Origin of the sequence: Klebsiella sp. 1SOBk10mer (assembly GCF_046602535.1) — a bacterium.
Classification (GTDB): domain Bacteria; phylum Pseudomonadota; class Gammaproteobacteria; order Enterobacterales; family Enterobacteriaceae; genus Klebsiella; species Klebsiella quasipneumoniae.
The window spans coordinates 1-19,368 of record NZ_JBKIUP010000023.1; the positions used below are offsets into that span (position 1 = coordinate 1).

19 protein-coding genes are annotated in these 19,368 nt (G+C 62.5%); 16 read left to right on the forward strand and 3 right to left on the reverse strand.

The genetic code is table 11. The annotated features are described in order from the left end of the window. The first annotated feature begins 422 nt into the window (after nucleotides 1-422). Nucleotides 423-1,544, forward strand: a complete 1,122-nt coding sequence (locus ACLH1I_RS25480) for a cupin domain-containing protein (protein WP_198080269.1) — start codon at nucleotides 423-425, stop codon at nucleotides 1,542-1,544. A 57-nt stretch (nucleotides 1,545-1,601) separates the two neighbouring features. Here ACLH1I_RS25480 and ACLH1I_RS25485 read toward each other — a convergent pair whose 3' ends face one another. Next, nucleotides 1,602-3,041, reverse strand: coding sequence for a Cu(+)/Ag(+) sensor histidine kinase (locus tag ACLH1I_RS25485; protein ID WP_151628442.1), 1,440 nt, complete (start codon nucleotides 3,039-3,041; stop codon nucleotides 1,602-1,604). Further along, entirely contained in the window at nucleotides 3,031-3,714 is a 684-nt protein-coding gene (gene cusR, locus ACLH1I_RS25490; RefSeq protein WP_004206716.1) for a copper response regulator transcription factor CusR, read from the reverse strand. The genes ACLH1I_RS25485 and cusR overlap by 11 nt, the downstream gene beginning before the upstream one ends. Before the next feature lie 172 nt (nucleotides 3,715-3,886). On the opposite strand from cusR, the gene ACLH1I_RS25495 reads away from it, so the two are divergent. The 5 genes from ACLH1I_RS25495 to ACLH1I_RS25515 all read left to right on the forward strand — a co-directional run bounded on the left by ACLH1I_RS25495 (nucleotide 3,887) and on the right by ACLH1I_RS25515 (nucleotide 10,531). After that, nucleotides 3,887-5,272: an efflux transporter outer membrane subunit gene (locus tag ACLH1I_RS25495; RefSeq protein ID WP_122542885.1), complete on the forward strand. Its 1,386-nt coding sequence runs from the start codon at nucleotides 3,887-3,889 to the stop codon at nucleotides 5,270-5,272. Between the two features lie 17 nt (nucleotides 5,273-5,289). Further along, the gene (gene cusF, locus ACLH1I_RS25500) at nucleotides 5,290-5,634 is read left to right on the forward strand and encodes a cation efflux system protein CusF (protein WP_017900885.1); all 345 of its coding nucleotides are present in this window, start codon (nucleotides 5,290-5,292) and stop codon (nucleotides 5,632-5,634) included. Nucleotides 5,635-5,678: 44 nt separating this feature from the next. Beyond that, nucleotides 5,679-6,950, forward strand: coding sequence for an efflux RND transporter periplasmic adaptor subunit (locus ACLH1I_RS25505; RefSeq protein WP_198080270.1), 1,272 nt, complete (start codon nucleotides 5,679-5,681; stop codon nucleotides 6,948-6,950). A gap of 11 nt (nucleotides 6,951-6,961) precedes the next feature. Next, nucleotides 6,962-10,111, forward strand: coding sequence for a CusA/CzcA family heavy metal efflux RND transporter (locus tag ACLH1I_RS25510; RefSeq protein ID WP_151628444.1), 3,150 nt, complete (start codon nucleotides 6,962-6,964; stop codon nucleotides 10,109-10,111). A 72-nt stretch (nucleotides 10,112-10,183) separates the two neighbouring features. Continuing rightward, a complete protein-coding gene (locus ACLH1I_RS25515; protein ID WP_151628445.1) occupies nucleotides 10,184-10,531 on the forward strand; it encodes a DUF1294 domain-containing protein in 348 nt (115 codons plus the stop codon). An 8-nt stretch (nucleotides 10,532-10,539) separates the two neighbouring features. Here ACLH1I_RS25515 and ACLH1I_RS25520 read toward each other — a convergent pair whose 3' ends face one another. Next, nucleotides 10,540-11,073, reverse strand: coding sequence for a lipocalin family protein (locus ACLH1I_RS25520; protein WP_002887259.1), 534 nt, complete (start codon nucleotides 11,071-11,073; stop codon nucleotides 10,540-10,542). A gap of 117 nt (nucleotides 11,074-11,190) precedes the next feature. On the opposite strand from ACLH1I_RS25520, the gene ACLH1I_RS25525 reads away from it, so the two are divergent. From ACLH1I_RS25525 to ACLH1I_RS25570, 10 genes are all read left to right on the forward strand, one after another. Beyond that, complete coding sequence (locus ACLH1I_RS25525; RefSeq protein WP_048294101.1) at nucleotides 11,191-11,919, forward strand: MerR family transcriptional regulator; 729 nt, start codon at nucleotides 11,191-11,193, stop codon at nucleotides 11,917-11,919. A 231-nt stretch (nucleotides 11,920-12,150) separates the two neighbouring features. Continuing rightward, on the forward strand, nucleotides 12,151-12,585 hold the full coding sequence (locus tag ACLH1I_RS25530; RefSeq protein ID WP_032456946.1) for a nuclear transport factor 2 family protein: 435 nt from the start codon (nucleotides 12,151-12,153) through the stop codon (nucleotides 12,583-12,585). Then, nucleotides 12,582-13,301 (forward strand): SDR family NAD(P)-dependent oxidoreductase, encoded by a 720-nt coding sequence (locus ACLH1I_RS25535; protein ID WP_017900889.1) that lies wholly within the window; start codon nucleotides 12,582-12,584, stop codon nucleotides 13,299-13,301. Before ACLH1I_RS25530 ends, ACLH1I_RS25535 begins: the two co-directional genes overlap by 4 nt. Then, nucleotides 13,298-14,557, forward strand: a complete 1,260-nt coding sequence (locus ACLH1I_RS25540) for an NAD(P)/FAD-dependent oxidoreductase (RefSeq protein WP_151628446.1) — start codon at nucleotides 13,298-13,300, stop codon at nucleotides 14,555-14,557. The genes ACLH1I_RS25535 and ACLH1I_RS25540 overlap by 4 nt, the downstream gene beginning before the upstream one ends. 1 nt (nucleotide 14,558) lies before the next feature. Next, a complete protein-coding gene (locus ACLH1I_RS25545) occupies nucleotides 14,559-15,281 on the forward strand; it encodes a DUF1365 domain-containing protein (RefSeq protein WP_151628447.1) in 723 nt (240 codons plus the stop codon). Continuing rightward, complete coding sequence (locus ACLH1I_RS25550) at nucleotides 15,278-16,498, forward strand: SAM-dependent methyltransferase (protein ID WP_004888756.1); 1,221 nt, start codon at nucleotides 15,278-15,280, stop codon at nucleotides 16,496-16,498. Before ACLH1I_RS25545 ends, ACLH1I_RS25550 begins: the two co-directional genes overlap by 4 nt. After that, entirely contained in the window at nucleotides 16,495-16,980 is a 486-nt protein-coding gene (locus ACLH1I_RS25555) for a DUF2878 domain-containing protein (RefSeq protein WP_151628448.1), read from the forward strand. The genes ACLH1I_RS25550 and ACLH1I_RS25555 overlap by 4 nt, the downstream gene beginning before the upstream one ends. Further along, nucleotides 16,977-17,501: a hypothetical protein gene (locus ACLH1I_RS25560; RefSeq protein WP_049003925.1), complete on the forward strand. Its 525-nt coding sequence runs from the start codon at nucleotides 16,977-16,979 to the stop codon at nucleotides 17,499-17,501. Before ACLH1I_RS25555 ends, ACLH1I_RS25560 begins: the two co-directional genes overlap by 4 nt. Further along, nucleotides 17,498-18,055: a DUF3833 domain-containing protein gene (locus ACLH1I_RS25565; protein WP_109882722.1), complete on the forward strand. Its 558-nt coding sequence runs from the start codon at nucleotides 17,498-17,500 to the stop codon at nucleotides 18,053-18,055. The genes ACLH1I_RS25560 and ACLH1I_RS25565 overlap by 4 nt, the downstream gene beginning before the upstream one ends. Next, a complete protein-coding gene (locus ACLH1I_RS25570) occupies nucleotides 18,052-19,011 on the forward strand; it encodes a YbgA family protein (RefSeq protein ID WP_151628450.1) in 960 nt (319 codons plus the stop codon). The genes ACLH1I_RS25565 and ACLH1I_RS25570 overlap by 4 nt, the downstream gene beginning before the upstream one ends. Nucleotides 19,012-19,368: the final 357 nt, after the last annotated feature.

The following is a 19,368-nucleotide window of genomic DNA, read 5'->3' on the forward strand; positions in this document are numbered from 1 at the left end:
CGCGAGGTGGCGTATATTACGCTTTCCTCTTTCAGAGTCAACCCGTTTTTCAGGATTTTTCTCTTCAACCGAACCGGCTGTTTGTGTGAAGTGATTCACATCCGCCGTGTCAGTGGGAGCGCATTATAGGGAGTTCGCCGGAAGTAGCAAGGGTTAAAATAGAAAAATCTTATCGACCGCTCATTATTTGAACTTTTCGCTTATTCCTCTTCCTACCATTAAAGCCGCCATCCCAGTGTTCATGCGGCCTGCAGCGTAGTTAACGCGAAGAACGCTTTTTGGCAAAAAAGTGATTTTTCTCTCTTACCCAACGCCATTATCGCGCCGATGGTGAATTAAGCGCCACTCTTGACCCACGACAAAGCGCCCGCGCGGCCCCCCTTCCTATAATCAGGCCCGTTTCTTCTTACTGGTAATAATCGATGGCTTATCAACTCAACATTAACTGGCCCGAGTTTTTAGAGAAATACTGGCAAAAGCAGCCGGTGGTTTTAAAAAACGCGTTTCCGGACTTCGTCGACCCGATTACCCCGGACGAGCTGGCCGGATTAGCCATGGAGCCGGAAGTCGACAGCCGGCTGGTCAGTCTGACCAACGGTAAATGGCAGGCCAGCAATGGACCTTTTGAACATTTCGACGGCCTGGGCGAGACCGGCTGGTCGCTGCTGGCCCAGGCGGTAAACCACTGGCATATGCCGGCCGCCGAGCTGGTGCGACCGTTCCGCGTACTGCCGGACTGGCGTCTGGACGATCTGATGATCTCCTTCTCCGTCCCCGGCGGCGGCGTCGGGCCGCATATCGATCAATATGACGTCTTTATTATTCAGGGCATGGGCAGCCGCCGCTGGCGCGTGGGGGATAAGCTGCCGATGCGTCAGTTCTGCCCGCATCCGGCACTGCTGCACGTCGACCCGTTCCCGCCGATCATTGATGAAGATCTGCAGCCAGGCGATATCCTCTATATTCCACCGGGATTCCCGCACGATGGGATCACCCACGAAACCGCGCTGAACTACTCCGTCGGCTTCCGCGGGCCCAACGGCCGCGACCTGATCAGCAGCTTCGCCGACTATGTACTGGAGAACGATCTTGGCGGCGAGCACTACATCGATCCGGACCTCACCTGCCGCGAGCATCCTGGCCGGGTTGAAGAGTATGAACTCGAACGTCTACGCGGCATGATGATCGACATGATTCGCCAGCCGGAAGACTTCAAGCAGTGGTTCGGCAGTTTCGTCACCACCCCGCGTCACGAGCTGGATATTGCGCCGGCGGAACCGGCATATGAAGAAGAGGAAGTGGTTGATGCGCTGCTGGGCGGCGAAAAGCTCTCCCGCCTGAGCGGCCTGCGCGTTCTGCATATCGGCGACAGCTTCTTCGTGCATAGCGAACAGCTGGACACCACCGATGCCGAAGCGCTGGATGCGCTGTGCCGCTATACCTCATTAGGTCAGGAAGAGCTCGGCAGCGGCCTGCAGAATCCGGCGTTCGTGAGCGAACTGACGCGGCTGATTAATCAGGGCTACTGGTACTTCGAAGAGTAAGAGAGTCGCGATACTGCGAGCAGCCGCCTGGCGCTGCCCGCTGGCTTTCAGCCGTTATTACACCTGTTTCGGCAACACTACAATAAACCGCGTCGAGCGCAGATCGGACTGCGCAGCCACGCTGCCGTGGTGTGCGCTGACGATGGATTTCACTATCGCCAGGCCGATGCCGCTGCCCTCCCCTTTGCGCTGGCGCGAGGGGTCGACGCGATAGAAACGGTCAAACAGCCGCGGCAGATGTTCGGCGGCAATCGGCGTACCGGGATTCTCCACCACCAGGCGGACCGTCTCCGCGCTTTCGCTCAGCGCGATCGTCACCGCCTGGCCAGCCGGGGTGTAGCGGATCGCGTTCGACAGCAGATTGCTGATCGCCCGCCGCAGCATCAGCGGATCGCCAATCACCCGGCAGGGGCTGCCGACAAAGCACAGCGCCACCGCCTTCTCTTCCGCCCACGCCTCGAAAAACTCAAACACCTTATGCACTTCCTCAGCCAGATCCAGTTCCCGCTGTTCGGGGATCAGCTGGTTGTTATCGGCCTGGGCGAGGAACAGCATATCGCTGACCATCCGCGACATACGCGAGAACTCTTCGAGATTGGAGTAGAGCACCTCTTCCAGCTCCTGCTGGCTGCGGCTCTGGCTTAAGGCGATTTCGGTTTGCGTCACCAGGTTGGTGATCGGCGTGCGGATCTCATGGGCGATATCGGCGGAGAAGTTCGACTGACGGGTAAAGACATCCTCCATCCGCTCCAGCATGTGGTTAAAGGACAGCGCGAGCCGCTCCAGTTCGATAGGCACCGCCTGCGGGTCGAGGCGCACGTCGAGATCCCGCGAGGTAATATTCTGGATCTGCCGGCTGATCTGGCGGATCGGTTTATGTCCCTGATAGACCACAAACAGCACGATGGCGATGATCAGCAGGCTGATTATCGACGCGGCGGAAATCAGCTTCGCTTTCAGCTCATTAATATAGTGCAGGTGAAAATCGATGGATAAGGCCATCAGCAGATGGTACGCCGGTTTGCCGTCCGCCTGCTTGCCCAGCGGCAGCATGATCAGCCGCCAGGCGCGGGTCTCCAATTGATGTTTATCGTGCGCCATTGCCCGCGGCTGCGGGTCGGTCCATGAAATCACATTCCCGTCGCGCAGCTGCATCGCCAGGCCTGGCGTACTCAGCATATGGCTGAGATCCGGCCCGTTGGGCGACTGGAACAGAATATTGCCCTGCCCATCGTCCAGGCAGATAAAGACGTTGGCGTAACCCGCAATGATATTCTTCACGATCTCCAGCCGCCGCGCCTGCGGGTAGTCAGCGTGGTCGAGGACCGTCTCCAGGGTGGTGCTGAGCTGCCTGAGATCGTGAACATCGCGCTCTTCAAAGTGGGCCTTCACCGAATGGATCATGATCCAGGTGAAGGCAAAAAAGGCGATGATGGTGGCGAGGCTAATAAAGAAACTCAGCCGGGTGGCCAGGGAAAAGGGGCGCTTAGCGGCCATCCGGCACCTCAAGCATATAGCCGACGCCGCGCACGGTCTGGATCAGCTTCGGCTCGAAGTCGTTATCGATTTTGGCGCGCAGCCGCTTCACCGCCACATCTATCGCGTTGGTATCGCTGTCAAAATTCATATCCCACACCTGCGAGGCAATCAGCGAACGCGGCAGCACCTCGCCCTGATGGCGCAGGAAGAACTCCAGCAGAGTGAACTCCTTGCTGGTCAGGGTGATGCGGGTGGCGCCGCGCGTCACCTTACGGCTGACCAGATCGACGCTGAGATCCGCCGCCTGAAACTGGCTTTCGACAATAACCGCCGCTCCGCGGCGCAGCAGCGTCCGCACCCGCGCCAGCAGTTCCGCAAAGGCGAACGGCTTCACCAGATAGTCGTCGGCGCCCAGCTCCAGCCCCTTCACCCGATGCTCAATGGTGCCCAACGCGGTAAGCAGCAGGATCGGCATGCCTTTCCCGGCGGCGCGCAGCATGCGCACGATATCCCAGCCGTTCACGTCCGGCAGCATGATGTCGAGGATCAGCAGATCATAGTCACCGGTCATCGCCAGGTGATAGCCGTTAAGGCCGTTATCGGCCAGGTCGACGACGAAGCCAGCCTCGGTGAGCCCTTTGGTCAGGTACTCCCCGGTTTTCTTCTCATCTTCGACAATCAAAATCTTCACCGCAGGCTCCTTCACGCGCGTTCTGTGCGGGTATTCAATTTTAGAGGAGCGCCTCCGGATAGCAATGAAATATCAGGAAAATGACAGCTTTGTCATTTTCCTGTCACGTCCTGAACAGAGGCCGCTACGTAAAGTAGCCGCCATGGATAAATCGTCGAAAACGTCTGCCGCCATGCGCCCAATAACGCGTCTTACCCTCAGCGTGATACTCGCCTTAACCGGCTGTGTCTCGCTCGCTCCGGACTACCAGCGCCCCGCCGCGCCGGTACCGCAGCAGTTCTCTCTCAGCCAGAACAAGCTGGTGACCGCAACCGCGGGCTATCAGGAGACCGGCTGGCGCACCTTTTTCGTCGACCCGCAGGTGAAAAGCCTGATTGGCACCGCGCTGACCAACAACCGCGATCTGCGGATGGCGACGCTGAAAGTGCAGGAAGCCCGCGCCCAGTATCGGGTGACCGATGCTGACCGCTACCCGCAATTGAACGGTGACGGCAGCACCACCTACGGCGGCAAGCTTAAAGGCGACACCACCACCAGCAACGATTACGCTGCCGGCCTGAATCTCAGCTATGACCTCGACTTCTTTGGCCGGCTGAAAAACCTTAGCGAGGCCGACCGGGAGAACTTCTTCGCCAGCGAAGAGGCCCGGCGCGCAGTGCATATCCTGTTGATTGCTAACGTTTCACAAAGCTACTTCAACCAGCGGCTGGCGGCAGCGCAGCTGCAGGTGGCCAACGATACCCTGCAAAACTATCAGCAGTCTTACGCGTTCGTTGAAAAACAGCTGCTGACCGGGAGCACTACCGTGCTGGCGCTGGAGCAGGCGCGGGGGATGATCGAGAGCACCCGCGCCGATATCGCCAGACGGCAGGGCCAGCTGGCGCAGGCTAATAACGCTCTGCAGCTGTTGCTCGGCAGCTATCAACCTCTGCCGGACGATAGCGCCAGCAGCGCCGTCGATCTGCAAGGCGTTACCCTGCCGCCATCGCTCTCCTCAGCGATCCTGCTGCAGCGGCCGGATATTTTAGAGGCCGAACACAGCCTGCGGGCGGCCAACGCCAACATCGGCGCCGCGCGGGCGGCCTTCTTTCCGTCGATCACCCTGACCAGCTCGCTCTCCGGTAGCAGCAGCGAGCTCGCCAGCCTGTTTAACGCCGGCAGCGCGATGTGGAACTTCATCCCCAAAATCGACATACCGATTTTCAACGCCGGGCGCAATCAGGCCAACCTCGATCTGGCGGAGATCCGCCAGCAGCAGCAGGTGGTCAACTACGAGCAAAAAATCCAGTCCGCCTTTAAAGAGGTAGCCGACGCGCTGGCCCTGCGCCAGAGCCTGGCCGATCAAATTGCCGCACAGGAGCGCTATCTCGCGTCGCTGAATATCACCCTGCAGCGCGCCACCGCGCTCTATCGCCACGGCGCGGTCAGCTACATCGAAGTGCTGAGCGCCCAGCGCGATATTTTCACCACCCGACAAACCCTGCTGGAACTCAACTATTCCCGTCAGGCAAATGAAATCACCCTGTTCACCGCCCTCGGCGGCGGCTGGATGGAATAACCCAAGGAGTCCCGATCATGAATTCACTGTCTAAAGTCGCCCTGTTCACTCTGATTTCTGGCGCGGTGTTCGCCGTCCAGGCCGCCGACCCGCACGCCGGCATGGCGATGCACGAACAGCCCGCCGCCGCGCAGACGCAAAGCATCAGCGGCAAAGGGGTCATTAAAGCCATTGATATGGATAGCAAAAAAATCACCATCGCCCACGAAGCCATCCCGGCGGTGAACTGGCCGCCGATGACCATGCGCTTCACCATCACCCCGCAGACCCAGCTCAACAATGTGAAGGACGGCGACAGCGTGGACTTCACCTTCGTTCAGCAGGGCAACCTGTCGCTGCTGCAGGATATTCGCGCCCACTAATGGCCCGGCGACGGCAAGCCTCTCAACGACGGAATGGACAACACATGGCATCCCTGACACTGAAAAACACGGCGCTGATCCTCGGCAGCATGGCGATCGGCGGCGCGCTCACCGCAGCGCTGTATACCCGGACTGCGGCGCCCCACGACGCTGCCGCAGCCGCCCCGACGGCCGAGCAGCAACGTAAAGTGCTGTTCTGGTACGATCCGATGTACCCGAACACCCGCTTTGATAAACCGGGTAAATCGCCGTTTATGGATATGGACCTGGTGCCGAAATACGCCGATGAGGAGAGTGCCGCCGCCGGGGCGCCGGGGGTGCGTATCGACCCGACGCAGACCCAGAATCTTGGCGTGAAAACCGCCGCCGTCACCCGCGGGCCGCTGCGCTACGCCCAGACCTTCCCGGCCAACATCAGCTACAACGAGTACCAGTACGTGATTATGCAGGCGCGGGCGGCGGGCTTTATTAATAAAGTCTATCCCCTGACCGTCGGCGACAAAGTGCAACAAGGTACGCCGCTGCTGGAACTGACCATCCCGGACTGGGTGGAAGCGCAGAGCGAATACCTGCTATTGCAGGAGACCGGCGGCACCGCCACCCAGGTCGAGGGGATCCTCGAGCGTCTACGCCTCGCCGGAATGCCGGACGACGATATCCGCCGCCTGAAAACCACGCGCAAGATCCAGACCCGTTTCACCCTCAAGGCGCCCATCGACGGGGTGATCACCGCCTTCGATCTGCGTGCCGGAATGAATATCGCCAAAGATAATGTGGTGGCGAAAATTCAGGGCATGGACCCGGTGTGGGTTAGCGTGGCGGTCCCCGAGTCCATCGCCTGGCTGATCAAAGACGCCTCGCAGTTCGCCATTCAGGTTCCCGCCTGGCCGGACAAAACCTTCCGCATCAGCAAATGGACGATCCTCCCCAGCGTCGATAGCGCCACCCGCACCCTGCAGCTGCGCCTGCAGGTCAACAACCCGGATGAAGCGCTGAAGCCGGGGATGAACGCCTATCTGCAGCTGACCAGTGAAAGCGAACCGATGCTGCTGATCCCCTCCAAAGCGCTGATCGACAGCGGCAGCGAGCAGCGGGTAATCACCGTGGATAACGAGGGCCGCTTCGTGCCGAAGCGGGTCCAGGTCTTCCATGAATCCAATGGCGTCACGGCCATTCGCAGCGGGCTGCAGGAGGGCGAGAAAGTGGTCGCCAGCGGCCTGTTCCTGATCGACTCGGAGGCCAATATCGCCGGCGCGCTGGAGCGCATGCGCGCGCAGGCCCCGGATGCCGTTGCCCCTGCCGCCCACGCGCACTGAGGAAAGGAACCATGATTGAATGGATTATCCGCCGCTCGGTGGCCAATCGCTTCCTGGTGATGATGGGCGCGCTGTTTCTCAGCCTCTGGGGGACCTGGACCATCGTCCATACGCCGGTGGACGCCCTGCCGGATCTCTCCGACGTACAGGTGATTGTCAAAACCAGCTACCCGGGACAGGCGCCGCAGATCGTCGAAAACCAGGTCACCTGGCCGCTAACCACCACCATGCTGTCGGTGCCCGGCGCCAGAACGGTGCGCGGCTTCTCGCAGTTCGGCGACTCTTATGTGTATGTGATTTTTGAAGACGGCACCGATCCTTACTGGGCGCGCTCGCGGGTGCTGGAGTATCTCAACCAGGTACAGGGCAAACTGCCCGCCGGGGTGAGCGCCGAAATGGGCCCGGATGCCACCGGCGTCGGCTGGGTCTTCGAGTACGCGCTGGTCGACCGCAGCGGCAAGCACGATCTCGCCGAACTGCGCTCCCTGCAGGACTGGTTCTTAAAATACGAGCTGAAAACCATTCCTAACGTCTCAGAAGTGGCGTCGGTGGGCGGCGTGGTCAAGGAGTACCAGATTGTCGTCGACCCGATGAAGCTGACCCAGTACGGCATCAGCCTCGGCGAGGTGAAATCGGCGCTGGACGCCTCTAATCAGGAGGCGGGCGGCTCTTCGGTCGAACTGGCGGAAGCCGAATATATGGTGCGCGCCAGCGGCTATCTGCAGACCCTCGACGACTTCAAAAACATTGTGCTGAAAACCGGTGACAACGGCGTGCCGGTGTATCTCGGCGACGTCGCGCGGGTACAGGTCGGCCCGGAGATGCGCCGCGGTATCGCCGAACTGAACGGCGAAGGCGAAGTGGCCGGCGGGGTGGTGATCCTGCGCTCCGGCAAGAACGCCCGGGAAGCGATCTCGGCGGTCAAAGAAAAACTGGCGTCGCTGCAAAGCAGCCTGCCGGAAGGGGTTGAAGTCGTCACCACCTACGACCGCAGCCAGCTTATCGACCGCGCCATCGACAACCTCAGCCACAAACTGCTGGAAGAGTTTATCGTCGTCGCCCTGGTCTGCGCCCTGTTCCTGTGGCACGTGCGCTCGGCGCTGGTGGCGATTATCTCCCTGCCGCTCGGCCTGTGCTTCGCCTTTATCATGATGCATTTCCAGGGACTCAACGCCAACATCATGTCGCTGGGCGGGATCGCCATTGCGGTGGGGGCGATGGTCGATGCCGCCATCGTGATGATTGAGAACGCCCACAAGCGGCTGGAGGAGTGGGCGCATCAGCATCCGGGAGAGAAGCTCGGCAACGACAGGCGCTGGAAAATCATTACCGACGCCTCGATGGAGGTTGGCCCGGCGCTGTTTATCAGCCTGCTGATCATCACCCTGTCGTTTATCCCCATTTTCACCCTCGAAGGCCAGGAGGGCAAACTGTTCGGCCCGCTGGCCTTCACCAAAACCTGGTCGATGGCCGGGGCGGCGCTGCTGGCGATCATGGTGATCCCGATCCTGATGGGCTTCTGGATCCGCGGCAGGATCCCGGCGGAGAGCAGCAACCCACTGAACCGCTTTTTGATCCGCATTTATCACCCGCTGCTGCTGAAGGTGCTGCACTGGCCGAAGACCACCCTGCTGATCGCGCTCCTGTTGATCCTGACGGTTGTCTGGCCGCTTAACCGGGTCGGCGGTGAGTTTCTGCCGCAGATCAACGAGGGCGATCTGCTGTATATGCCGTCAACGCTGCCGGGGATCTCCGCCTCGCAGGCGGCGGATATGCTGCAGAAGACCGACAAGCTGATCATGACGGTGCCGGAGGTGGCGCGGGTGTTCGGCAAAACGGGTAAGGCAGACACCGCTACCGACTCCGCGCCGCTGGAGATGGTAGAGACCACCATTCAGCTCAAGCCGCAGGATCAGTGGCGGCCGGGGATGACCATGGAGAAGATCGTCGACGAACTGGACAAGACCGTGCGCCTGCCGGGGCTGGCGAACCTGTGGGTGCCGCCGATCCGCAACCGCATCGACATGCTCTCCACCGGCATCAAGAGCCCGATTGGCATTAAGGTTTCCGGCACTAACCTGGCCGATATCGACGCCATCGCCGGGCAAATTGAGGTGGTGGCGCGCAGCGTGCCGGGGGTCACGTCAGCATTAGCCGAGCGGCTGGTGGGCGGGCGCTACCTCGACATTGATATTCAGCGTGAGAAGGCGGCCCGCTACGGGATGACCGTCGGCGACGTGCAGCTGTTCGTCTCGTCCGCTATCGGCGGGGCGATGGTCGGCGAAACGGTGGAGGGCGTCGAGCGCTATCCAATCAACATCCGCTACCCGCAGAGCTATCGCGACAGCCCGCAGACCCTGCGCCAGCTGCCGATCCTCACCCCGCTGAAGCAGCAGATCGTCCTCAGCGACGTCGCCGAGGTGAAGGTGGTCAGCGGGCCATCGATGCTGAAGACCGAGAACGCCCGCCCCACCAGCTGGATCTACATCGACGCCCGCGACCGTGACATGGTGTCAGTGGTGCACGATCTGCAGCAGGCCATCGGCAAAGCGGTGAAGCTGAAGCCGGGCATCAGCGTGTCGTATTCCGGGCAGTTCGAGCTGCTGGAGCGCGCCAATCAGAAGCTGAAGCTGATGGTGCCGATGACGCTGATGATTATCTTTGTGCTGCTGTACCTGGCGTTCCGCCGCGTCGGCGAGGCGCTGCTGATCATCGCCAGCGTGCCGTTCGCCCTTGTGGGCGGGATCTGGTTCCTCTACTGGATGGGATTCCATCTGTCGGTAGCCACCGGCACCGGCTTTATCGCCCTGGCCGGGGTGGCCGCGGAGTTTGGCGTGGTGATGCTGATGTACCTGCGCCACGCCATCGAGGCCGAGCCATCGCTGGAGAACCCGCGTACCTTCAGCGTCGAGAAGCTCGACGAGGCGCTGTATCAGGGGGCGGTGCTGCGCGTGCGGCCGAAGGCGATGACCGTGGCGGTGATTATCGCCGGCCTGTTGCCGATTTTGTGGGGCACCGGCGCCGGGTCGGAGGTGATGAGCCGCATCGCCGCGCCGATGATTGGCGGAATGATCACCGCCCCGCTGCTGTCACTGTTTATTATTCCGGCGGCGTATAAGCTGATGTGGCTGTTCCGGCATCGGGGCAAGCGCGGCCGATAGCCCGCCGCGTTTACGCCGGTCCGGGAAATTGGCTATAGTGGCGCCATTCTTCTGGCCGGCATGAACGTCCCTATGAATCTGAACCTGGTATGTTATTCCCTGCTGCTGCTCACCGCCGTGGGCAGCGCCCTGCTGCCCTACCCGCTGGCGATGTGGTTTTTACTGAGCAGCCTTCTGACATGGCTTATCTATGGCGCCGACAAGCTGGCGGCACGCAAAGCCTGGCGCCGGGTGCCGGAAACCACGCTGCTGGTGCTGGGCCTGGTGGGAGGCTGGCCGGGGGCCATCCTCGGCCAGCAGTGCTTTCGTCATAAAACGCAAAAGCAGCCCTTCCGGACGTGGTTTTTCATCAGCGTGGCGCTGAACGTGGCGGCGCTGGCCGGGCTGTACGTGGTTTATGCTCACCTGCTCAGCCGCTAAGGGCGAGGCTAGCGCGGCGTCTGGCGGATCCACACCAGGCGATCGACGTCAAAGCCCAGCTCGCGCGCGGTATTCAGGTAATCCTGCTTCACCGCCGCCGGAATGGTGGGGGTGCGCGACAGGATCCACAGATAGTCGCGGTTGGGGCCGCTGACCAGCGCGTACTGGTAGTCGTCGTCCAGACGGATAACGTTATAGCCGCCGTAGAATGGCCCGAAGAACGACACCTTCAGCGCCGCGGTGGTGGGGGCGCCGGTGAAATAGGCTTTCCCGTCGCTCTCATTCCAGCGTTTTTTAACCGGGTCATAACCGCGATTGACGACGCTGATCCCCCCGTCGCTGCGGGCGCCGTAGGTGGCGGTCACCTGCTCCAGGCCTCGCTCGAAGCGATTCTCCAGGCGAGCGACCTCATACCATTTTCCGAGGTAACGACTGGCGTCAAACCCGCTAATCGGCTGTACGCCCTTCGGCGGGGTGGGCGATTTGCAGGCCACGAGGGTCAACGCGATAGCGACGCCAGTGACAACAGGCCATAGCTTCATGAGAACTCCTTTCATTTACGCGGTTGGGGGAAAGTGTAGTGCAAAGCCGCTACACTTCACGCCAGCCGACGTGATTCGTAGTATATTGAGAATATTCTTTGTTAACAGGTGGCCTCCATGCCTTACTCCATCGGCGAATTTGCCCGACTTTGCGGGATAAATGCGACCACGCTTCGCGCCTGGCAGCGCCGCTACGGCCTGCTTAAGCCGCTGCGTACCGATGGTGGACACCGTCTGTACAGCGATGACGACGTCCAGCAGGCGCTCAAGATCCTCGACTGGGTGAAAAAAGGGGTGCCGGTTAGCCAGGTGAAGCCCCTGCTGTCGCGCCCCGGCGCGCGGCGCACCAACAACTGGCTGACGCTGCAGGAGACCATGCTGCAGCGGCTGAAAGAGGGAAAAATCGAGTCCCTGCGCCAACTTATCTACGATGCCGGGCGCGAATATCCGCGTCAGGAGCTGGTGACCGAGGTGCTGCGTCCGCTGCGCAGCCAGGTCTCCGCCAACGTACCGGCCATCATGACCCTGCGCGAAATCCTCGACGGCATCATCATCGCCTACACCTCGTTTTGCCTCGAAGGCGATAAAAAGGCGCCCGGGGATAACTTTCTGATCACCGGCTGGCACCTGACCGACGCCTGCGAAATCTGGCTTGAGGCGCTCAAGCGTACCGGCCAGGGTCATCGCATCGACGTCCTGCCGGTGCCTCCCGCCGCCCTGGCGCCGGAGATTTTTCCCCAGCGCAGCTGGCTGCTGGTCACCAGCGGTAAACTCTCCGCCGCTCGTCAGAGGCAGATCGAACTCTGGCAGCAGCAGGTCGTCTCCCTCGAGGTGATCCCGCTCTAACCCCCTGTTTTCACTTACCTCCACGCTCTGTTCCGCCAGCGCCCGGTGGCGCGGCGGGCGCACGCTTGCCCTTTGCGCCACGAGTGATTTTCACCCTTTAAAACACCAATCATAACCAAATGATTTTTAACACAAATAAAATATATTTTTCCACAAACTTGGACAAATAATTTTATTTGTGTAAGTTTTAAGTATGCCATTACGCCACCGTGTTTAGCCAGGATGTGATCCATGAGCACCTCGCCGTCCGTGATTCGTCGTTTCGTTGAGTACTACGCCGGGCTGGATGCGCAGCCGCCCTCGGCGCTGGCCGCGCTGTACCATCCGGACGCGACGCTGAGCGATCCTTTTGGTCAGCACCAGGGGCTGTTCGCCATCCAGCGCTACTTTACCCATCTGCTGGCCAACGTGGAGCAGTGCCGGTTCACCATCGACACGCCGCTCTGCGACGGTCAGCGGTTCGCCGTGACCTGGACCATGCACTGGTCGCATCCGCGCATTGCCGGCGGAGAAACGCTGGCCCTGCCGGGCTGCTCGGTGGTGGACATCGCCGGGGAGCAGATTCTCCATCAACGCGACTTCTACGACGCCGGGGAGATGATCTACGAGCATCTTCCCCTGCTGGGCTGGGCGGTACGCGGCGTGAAACGGAGGGTGCGCTCATGATGACGGTGCTTATCACCGGCGCCAGCTCCGGGATTGGCGCCGGCCTGGCGAAATCCTTCGCGGCGGATGGCCACCTGGTCATCGCCTGCGGGCGCGATGCGTCGCGCCTGACGGCGCTGCAGCAGTTCAGCCCCAACATCAGCGCGCGCCTGTTCGATATGACAGACAGGGACGCCTGTCGCCAGGCGCTGACGGGCTGTTTTGCCGACCTGATCATTCTCTGCGCGGGCACCTGCGAATACCTCGACCACGGGCAGGTGGATGCCGCCCTCGTGGAGCGGGTGATGGCCACCAACTTCCTTGGGCCGGTGAACTGCCTGGCGGCGCTGCAGACGCAGCTGGAGGCTGGCGATCGGGTGGTGCTGGTCAGCTCCATGGCGCACTGGCTGCCCTTCCCGCGCGCGGAAGCCTATGGCGCCTCCAAGGCGGCGCTGACCTGGTTTGCCAACAGCCTGCGTCTTGACTGGGAGCCGAAAGGGGTCGCCGTCACGGTGGTCTCTCCAGGCTTCGTCGACACCCCGCTGACGCGCAAAAACGACTTTGCCATGCCCGGCCGGGTGAGCGTGGATCGGGCGGTGGCGGCGATCCGCCACGGCCTGGCGAAGGGAAAAAACCACATCGCCTTCCCCACCGGTTTCAGCCTGGCCCTGCGGCTGCTGGCCAGCCTGCCGTCAGGTATGCAGCGCCTGCTGTTGCGCAGGATGGTGCGCTCATGAACATCGCCATCATCGGCAGCGGCATCGCCGGGCTGACCTGCGCCTGGCGGCTGGCCGGACACCATCAGGTGACGCTGTTCGAAGCGGGCGCCACGCCGGGCGGCCACACCGCCACCGTGGATGTCACCACGCCGCAGGGCACCTGGGCCATCGATACCGGATTTATCGTCTACAACGATCGCACCTATCCGCGCTTTATGGGCCTGCTCAGCGAGCTGGGGATCGACGGGCAAAAAACGCAGATGAGCTTCTCGGTCCACAACCCGGCCAGCGGCCTGGAGTACAACGGCCACAGCCTGACCTCGCTCTTCGCCCAGCGACGCAATCTGCTGAAGCCGGCCTTCTGGGGGCTGCTGAGCGAGATCGTCCGCTTCAACCGACTGGCAAAACTGGCGCTGACCGAGGCGCTGGATCCGGGCGCGACGCTGGAGAACTTCCTCTCCCGCCACCGTTTTAGCCCCTTCTTCGCCCGCCACTATATCCTGCCGATGGGGGCGGCCATCTGGTCGTCGTCGCTGCAGGAGATGCGCCGCTTCCCGCTACCGCTGTTTTTGCGCTTCTTTGAAAACCACGGTCTGCTGGATATTCGCGATCGTCCGCAATGGTACGTGGTGCCCGGCGGTTCCCGGGAATACGTCCGCGCCCTGCTCGCCAGGCTCGGCGATCGCCTGAACCTGCGGCTCAACGCGCCGGTGCAGCAGGTGGAGCGCCACCCGGCGGGAGTTATCCTGCGGCTGGCGTCCGGGGAGGCGCATTTTGACCAGGTGATCTTCGCCTGCCACTCCGCGCAGGCGCTGGCGATGCTGGCGGCGCCCACCGACGCCGAGCGTGAAGTGCTGGGGGATATCGGCTGGCAGCGCAACGAGGTGGTGCTGCACAGCGATCCGCGCTGGCTGCCGGAGCGCCAGCGCGCCTGGGCCAGCTGGAACTATCGCCTGAGCGACGGGGATTTGGCCCGGGCCTGCGTCACCTACAACATGAATATTCTCCAGGGGCTGCCTGCGGGCGCCCCCCTGTTCTGCGTCACTCTGAACCCGGACGCGCCAGTGGACGATCGCTATGTCTGGCAGCGCTTCGTCTATGAGCATCCGCTGTTTAACCCGCAAAGCTGGTCGGCCCAGCTGCGGCGCGAAGAGATTAACGGCCAGCAGCGGAGCTGGTACTGCGGGGCCTACTGGTACAACGGCTTTCATGAGGACGGGGTGCGCAGTGCGCTCGACGTGGTGCAGGGCATCGCCGCGGCGGAGGACAACTGAAATGAACAGCTGCCTCTATCAGGGCGTCCTGCGCCACCGTCGCCTGCAGCCGAAGGCGCACCACTTCGTCTACCGCCTGTTTATGGCCTGGCTTGACCTCGACGAACTGGACAGGCTGCCTGAGGCGGGCATCCGCCGCAACCGCCTGGCCGCCGCCGCCTGGTACGACGCCGATTATCCGCTGGGCGCGCCGCTGAAGGCTCAGGTGCTGAACCGGCTGGAGAGCCTGACCGGCTGCCGCCCGGCGGGCCGCGTGATGCTCCTGACCCAGCTGCGCTACTTCGGCTTCCATTTTAATCCGGTCAACTTTTACTACTGCTATGACGAGGCCGACACCCTGCGCTGGGTGCTGGCCGAAGTGCGCAACACGCCATGGAATGAGCGTCATTACTACGCGGTGGACGGCCAGCAGGCGCGCCCGCTGGAGAAAGCCTTTCACGTTTCGCCGTTTAACCCGATGGACATGGTCTATCACTGGCGCTTCAACGCGCCGGGCAAAACGCTGCACATGCACATTGAAAACCATCAGGCCAGCAAGGTGTTCGACGCCACGCTGGCCCTGAGCCGCGTGCCGTTAACCCGCGCCAACCTGCGCGGGCTGCTGCAGCGTCTGCCGATGATGACCCTGAAAACCGTCCTCGCCATCTACTGGCAGGCGCTGCGGCTGTGGCTGAAGCGCGTGCCGCTGTACAACCATCCTGTCAGCAGGAGTGAACGCTCATGACCGATCCCGTCTTTGCGCTTGAACCCGATGTGCCGCGCAACGTGCGGCTCGCGCGCTGGCTGCTCTTTCGTCTGTTGAGCGGCCTCCGCGAAGGCTCGCTCACCGTGCGCGAAGGGGCGCAGACTTTTCATTTTGGCGACCCCGCCGCCGCGCTGCGCGCTGAGGCGCGGGTCTGCACGCCGGAGGTGTACTGGCGTTTGCTGACCGGCGGCAGTCTCGCGGCGGCCGAGGCCTGGATGGACGGCGACTGGGAGAGCCACCAGCTGACGGCGCTGTTGCAGATCCTCGCGCGCAACGGCGAGGTGCTGGGGCGTCTGGAGCGCGGCTTTCGTCTGCTGGGTAAGCCTGTCGCCCGCCTGCGCCACTGGACTCGACGCAACACCCGCGCCCAGGCGCGGGAGAACATTGCCGCCCATTACGACCTCGGCAACGAATTTTATGCCCACTTTCTGGATGACGACCTGCTCTACTCCAGCGCGCTGTTTACCGACGACGAGCAGGATCTGACCCAGGCCCAGCGGGCCAAGATGGCGCGTCTGTGCGACCAGCTGGCGCTCAACCCCGGCGATCATCTGCTGGAGATTGGCACCGGCTGGGGGGCGCTGGCCGAATACGCCGCCCGCCATTACGGTTGCCGGGTCACGACTACCACCCTTTCCCGGGAGCAGCACCGCTGGGCTACCGAGCGCATGGCCCGCGCCGGGCTGCAGGATCGCGTCGAGGTGCTGCTCTGCGACTACCGCGATCTGCGCGGCGAGTACGACAAACTGGTGTCGGTGGAGATGATTGAGGCGGTGGGCCAGCGCTACCTCCCGGCCTTCTTCCGCACCTGTCAGGCGCGCCTGCGCCCGGGCGGTAAAATGGCCCTGCAGGCGATCACCATTCAGGATCAGCGCTATCGCGACTACAGCAAAAGCGTCGATTTTATCCAGCGCTACATCTTCCCGGGCGGCTTTTTGCCCAGCATCACGGCAATGAGCGAGCTGATGACCCGCCATACCGATTTTGTGGTGCGCAACCTGTTCGACATGGGCCCGGACTATGCCCGCACGCTGGCGCACTGGCGGCAGCGTTTTACCCACGCCTGGCAGGATATTGAAAAGCTCGGCTTCGATGAGCGCTTCCGCCGGATGTGGCTCTACTACTTCGGCTATTGCGAAGCCGGATTTAACGCCCGCACCATCAGCGTGGTGCAGCTCACCGCGGAGCGGGTATGACACGCCCGGCGCAGCACTTGCTGATGGCCATCGCGTTCGATGTTTACTGGACGCTGGTGGTGATGTTGCGCGAGCGCGGCCTGCTGATCTGGCTGACGCTGGCCATCTTCGCCTGGCTGCGGTTGCCGGCGACCAGTCGTCCGCCCGCCCTGCTGCTGGCCGCGGCGGGCTGCGGGCTGGACGCCTGCTGGGCGCTGGCGGGACTGATTGATTTTCCCGGCGACAGCCTGCTGCCCCTGTGGATGGTGGCCCTGTGGCTGATGTTCGCCGTCGTCTGGACCCGACTGACCCGCGCCGCGACGCTTCCCGGCTGGGTGCTGGCTACGGCGGCGACCCTCGGCGGCCCGGTGGCCTACCTGATCGGCGCTCGCCTCGGAGCCATGACCCTGCTGGTGCCGACGGCGCTTGCCGTGGCCGCCATGGCCTGCGGCTGGCTGGTGATCATGCTGCTGTTCCATCTGGGGATGGGGAGGCAAAAATGAGATTCGCCCTGTTACTACTATGGCTGACCGCCCTCGCCCCGGCGGCCCACGCCGCCGACTGGCTGGCGTGGCGCCGCGTCGGCGAGGCAACCCTCACCTGGGGGCCGTTCACCGTCTATCACTCACAGCTGCGCACGCCCAATGGTCGGTATGACGGCCCGCAGCAGGATCGGGCGCTGATCATCACCTACCAGCGCGACATCGATCGCGAGGCGCTGGTGGACGCCACCCGCGACCAGTGGCAGGCGCAGGGTATTCTGCAGCAGGAGCCGCGCAGCGAAGCCTGGCTGCGCATGCTGCAGGGGCTCTGGCCCAACGTCGCGCCGGGCAGCCAGCTGGCGTTCGTGGTCCGCGGCGGCGAGGGGCAGTTCTGGTACCGCGCCAGCGCCGCACAGACCGCCTTTACCCCGCTCGGCCCGCGCCAGTCGGCGGCGTTCAGCACCCGCTTTCTCGCCATCTGGCTCGATCCACGCACCACTTATCCCGAACTGCGTCAGCAGTTGATCGGAGGTACACCATGAAACGCATTCTGACCCTTGGCCTGGCGCTGCTGATGCTGATGCTGATGCTCGCCGGCTGCAGTACCGAGGTCACCGAATACCGGCAGCAGCAGCCCGCCCTCGACATCTTTCACTATTTTCAGGGCCGAACCGAGGCGTGGGGGATGGTGCAGGATCGCAACGGCAAGCAGCTGCGCCGCTTCCATGTTGAGATCGATGGCGACGTCGTCGGCGACACCCTGACGCTCCATGAGCGCTTTGTCTATGACGATGGCGAGAAGCAGCAGCGGGTGTGGCGCATTCGCCGCACCGGCGATAACCGTTATCAGGGTACCGCCGGGGATATCGAAGGCGTGGCCAGCGGCCAGGCGGCAGGCAATGCCTTTCACTGGCGCTACAGCATGAACGTCGAGGCCAGCGGCAGCCGGTGGCTGCTGCACTTTGACGACTGGATGTACCTGCAGGACGGCAGCCATTTGTTTAACAAAACCGAGATGAAGAAATTCGGCATTACGGTCGCCACCGTGACCCTTTTCTTTACCCGAACCACAGCAGAAGAGAGGACAGCGCCATGAACACGCAACCTGTCATTGGGATCAGCGGATGTTTAACCGGCTCAGCCGTGCGATTCGACGGCGGGCATAAGCGTATGGGCTTTGTGATGGATGAGCTCGCGCAGTGGGTGGCGTTTAAGCCCGTCTGCCCGGAGATGGCGATCGGCCTGCCCGTACCCCGCCCGGCGCTCCGCCTGGTGCAGACTCCGGTCGGGGAGATCCGCATGCGCTTCAGCCACGCCCCGCACGAGGATGTGACGGAGAAGATGGCCGATTTTGCCAACGCCCATCTGGCAACTCTGGGCGAGCTGTCGGGCTTTATCGTCTGCGCCAAATCGCCGAGCTGCGGGATGGAGCGCGTGCGGCTGTATGACGAAAAAGGCAATCGCGGGCGTAAGGAAGGCGTGGGGCTGTTTACCGGCGCCCTGATGGCGCGCTACCCGTGGCTGCCGGTGGAAGAGGATGGCCGGCTGCACGATCCGCTGCTGCGGGAGAACTTTGTCGAGCGCGTTTTCGCCCTGCATGAACTCAACGCCCTGCGCGCCCGCGGCCTGACCCGCCACGGCCTGCTGGCCTTTCACAGCCGCTACAAGCTGCAGCTGCTGGCTCACCACCAGGCGGGCTACCGCGAGATCGGCCCCTTCGTCGCCTCGCTGCATGAATGGGAGGATCTGGAGGCTTTCTTCGAGGTCTACCGTGAGAAGCTGATGGCGATCCTCAAGCGGCCCGCCTCGCGGAAAAACCACACCAACGTGCTGATGCATATTCAGGGTTATTTCCGCGACCAGCTGAACAGCCGCCAGCGCGGCGAGCTGCGGGAGGTTATCCTCAACTATCGCGCCGGACTGCTGCCGATCCTCGCGCCGCTGACGCTGCTTAAGCACTATCTGGCCGAGTATCCGGATCGCTACCTGAAGGCGCAGAACTATTTTGACCCCTATCCGCAGGATCTGGCCCTGCGCCTGACGGTGAACTGAGGGAACCTGGGCCAGCTGCCCGGCGGCGCTGCGCTTGCGCGGGCCTGGGGGTGGGATCCCGCAGGCTTCCTCAGGAGCGTAGGCCGGATAAGGCATGTATGCCGCCATCCGGCGCAACCGCGGGTACGGCGCCTGACCGCCCGGCGGCGCTGCGCTTGCGCGGGCCTACGTGTGTGAGCCTGCGGGAAGGAACGTAGGCCGGATAAGGCGTCAGCCGCCATCCGGCATAAATGGAGCGCGCCAGTTGTAGCCCGGCTAAGCGTAGCGCCAGCCGGGAACGCTCCTTCGGCAACGCTATCGCATCAGAACCACGCCTCAAACATCCCGCCGACGTTCAGCGAATCCAGCTGCTGGTCC

What these genes read in the sequence shown, in the direction of transcription:
- ACLH1I_RS25480 (WP_198080269.1), top strand. Translation starts at nt 423, where the DNA reads ATGGCTTATCAACTCAACATTAACTGGCCCGAGTTTTTAGAGAAATAC.
- ACLH1I_RS25485 (WP_151628442.1), bottom strand. Translation starts at nt 3,041, where the DNA reads ATGGCCGCTAAGCGCCCCTTTTCCCTGGCCACCCGGCTGAGTTTCTTT.
- ACLH1I_RS25495 (WP_122542885.1), top strand. Translation starts at nt 3,887, where the DNA reads ATGCGCCCAATAACGCGTCTTACCCTCAGCGTGATACTCGCCTTAACC.
- cusF (WP_017900885.1), top strand. Translation starts at nt 5,290, where the DNA reads ATGAATTCACTGTCTAAAGTCGCCCTGTTCACTCTGATTTCTGGCGCG.
- ACLH1I_RS25505 (WP_198080270.1), top strand. Translation starts at nt 5,679, where the DNA reads ATGGCATCCCTGACACTGAAAAACACGGCGCTGATCCTCGGCAGCATG.
- ACLH1I_RS25510 (WP_151628444.1), top strand. Translation starts at nt 6,962, where the DNA reads ATGATTGAATGGATTATCCGCCGCTCGGTGGCCAATCGCTTCCTGGTG.
- ACLH1I_RS25515 (WP_151628445.1), top strand. Translation starts at nt 10,184, where the DNA reads ATGAATCTGAACCTGGTATGTTATTCCCTGCTGCTGCTCACCGCCGTG.
- ACLH1I_RS25520 (WP_002887259.1), bottom strand. Translation starts at nt 11,073, where the DNA reads ATGAAGCTATGGCCTGTTGTCACTGGCGTCGCTATCGCGTTGACCCTC.
- ACLH1I_RS25525 (WP_048294101.1), top strand. Translation starts at nt 11,191, where the DNA reads ATGCCTTACTCCATCGGCGAATTTGCCCGACTTTGCGGGATAAATGCG.
- ACLH1I_RS25530 (WP_032456946.1), top strand. Translation starts at nt 12,151, where the DNA reads ATGAGCACCTCGCCGTCCGTGATTCGTCGTTTCGTTGAGTACTACGCC.
- ACLH1I_RS25535 (WP_017900889.1), top strand. Translation starts at nt 12,582, where the DNA reads ATGATGACGGTGCTTATCACCGGCGCCAGCTCCGGGATTGGCGCCGGC.
- ACLH1I_RS25540 (WP_151628446.1), top strand. Translation starts at nt 13,298, where the DNA reads ATGAACATCGCCATCATCGGCAGCGGCATCGCCGGGCTGACCTGCGCC.
- ACLH1I_RS25545 (WP_151628447.1), top strand. Translation starts at nt 14,559, where the DNA reads ATGAACAGCTGCCTCTATCAGGGCGTCCTGCGCCACCGTCGCCTGCAG.
- ACLH1I_RS25550 (WP_004888756.1), top strand. Translation starts at nt 15,278, where the DNA reads ATGACCGATCCCGTCTTTGCGCTTGAACCCGATGTGCCGCGCAACGTG.
- ACLH1I_RS25555 (WP_151628448.1), top strand. Translation starts at nt 16,495, where the DNA reads ATGACACGCCCGGCGCAGCACTTGCTGATGGCCATCGCGTTCGATGTT.
- ACLH1I_RS25560 (WP_049003925.1), top strand. Translation starts at nt 16,977, where the DNA reads ATGAGATTCGCCCTGTTACTACTATGGCTGACCGCCCTCGCCCCGGCG.
- ACLH1I_RS25565 (WP_109882722.1), top strand. Translation starts at nt 17,498, where the DNA reads ATGAAACGCATTCTGACCCTTGGCCTGGCGCTGCTGATGCTGATGCTG.
- ACLH1I_RS25570 (WP_151628450.1), top strand. Translation starts at nt 18,052, where the DNA reads ATGAACACGCAACCTGTCATTGGGATCAGCGGATGTTTAACCGGCTCA.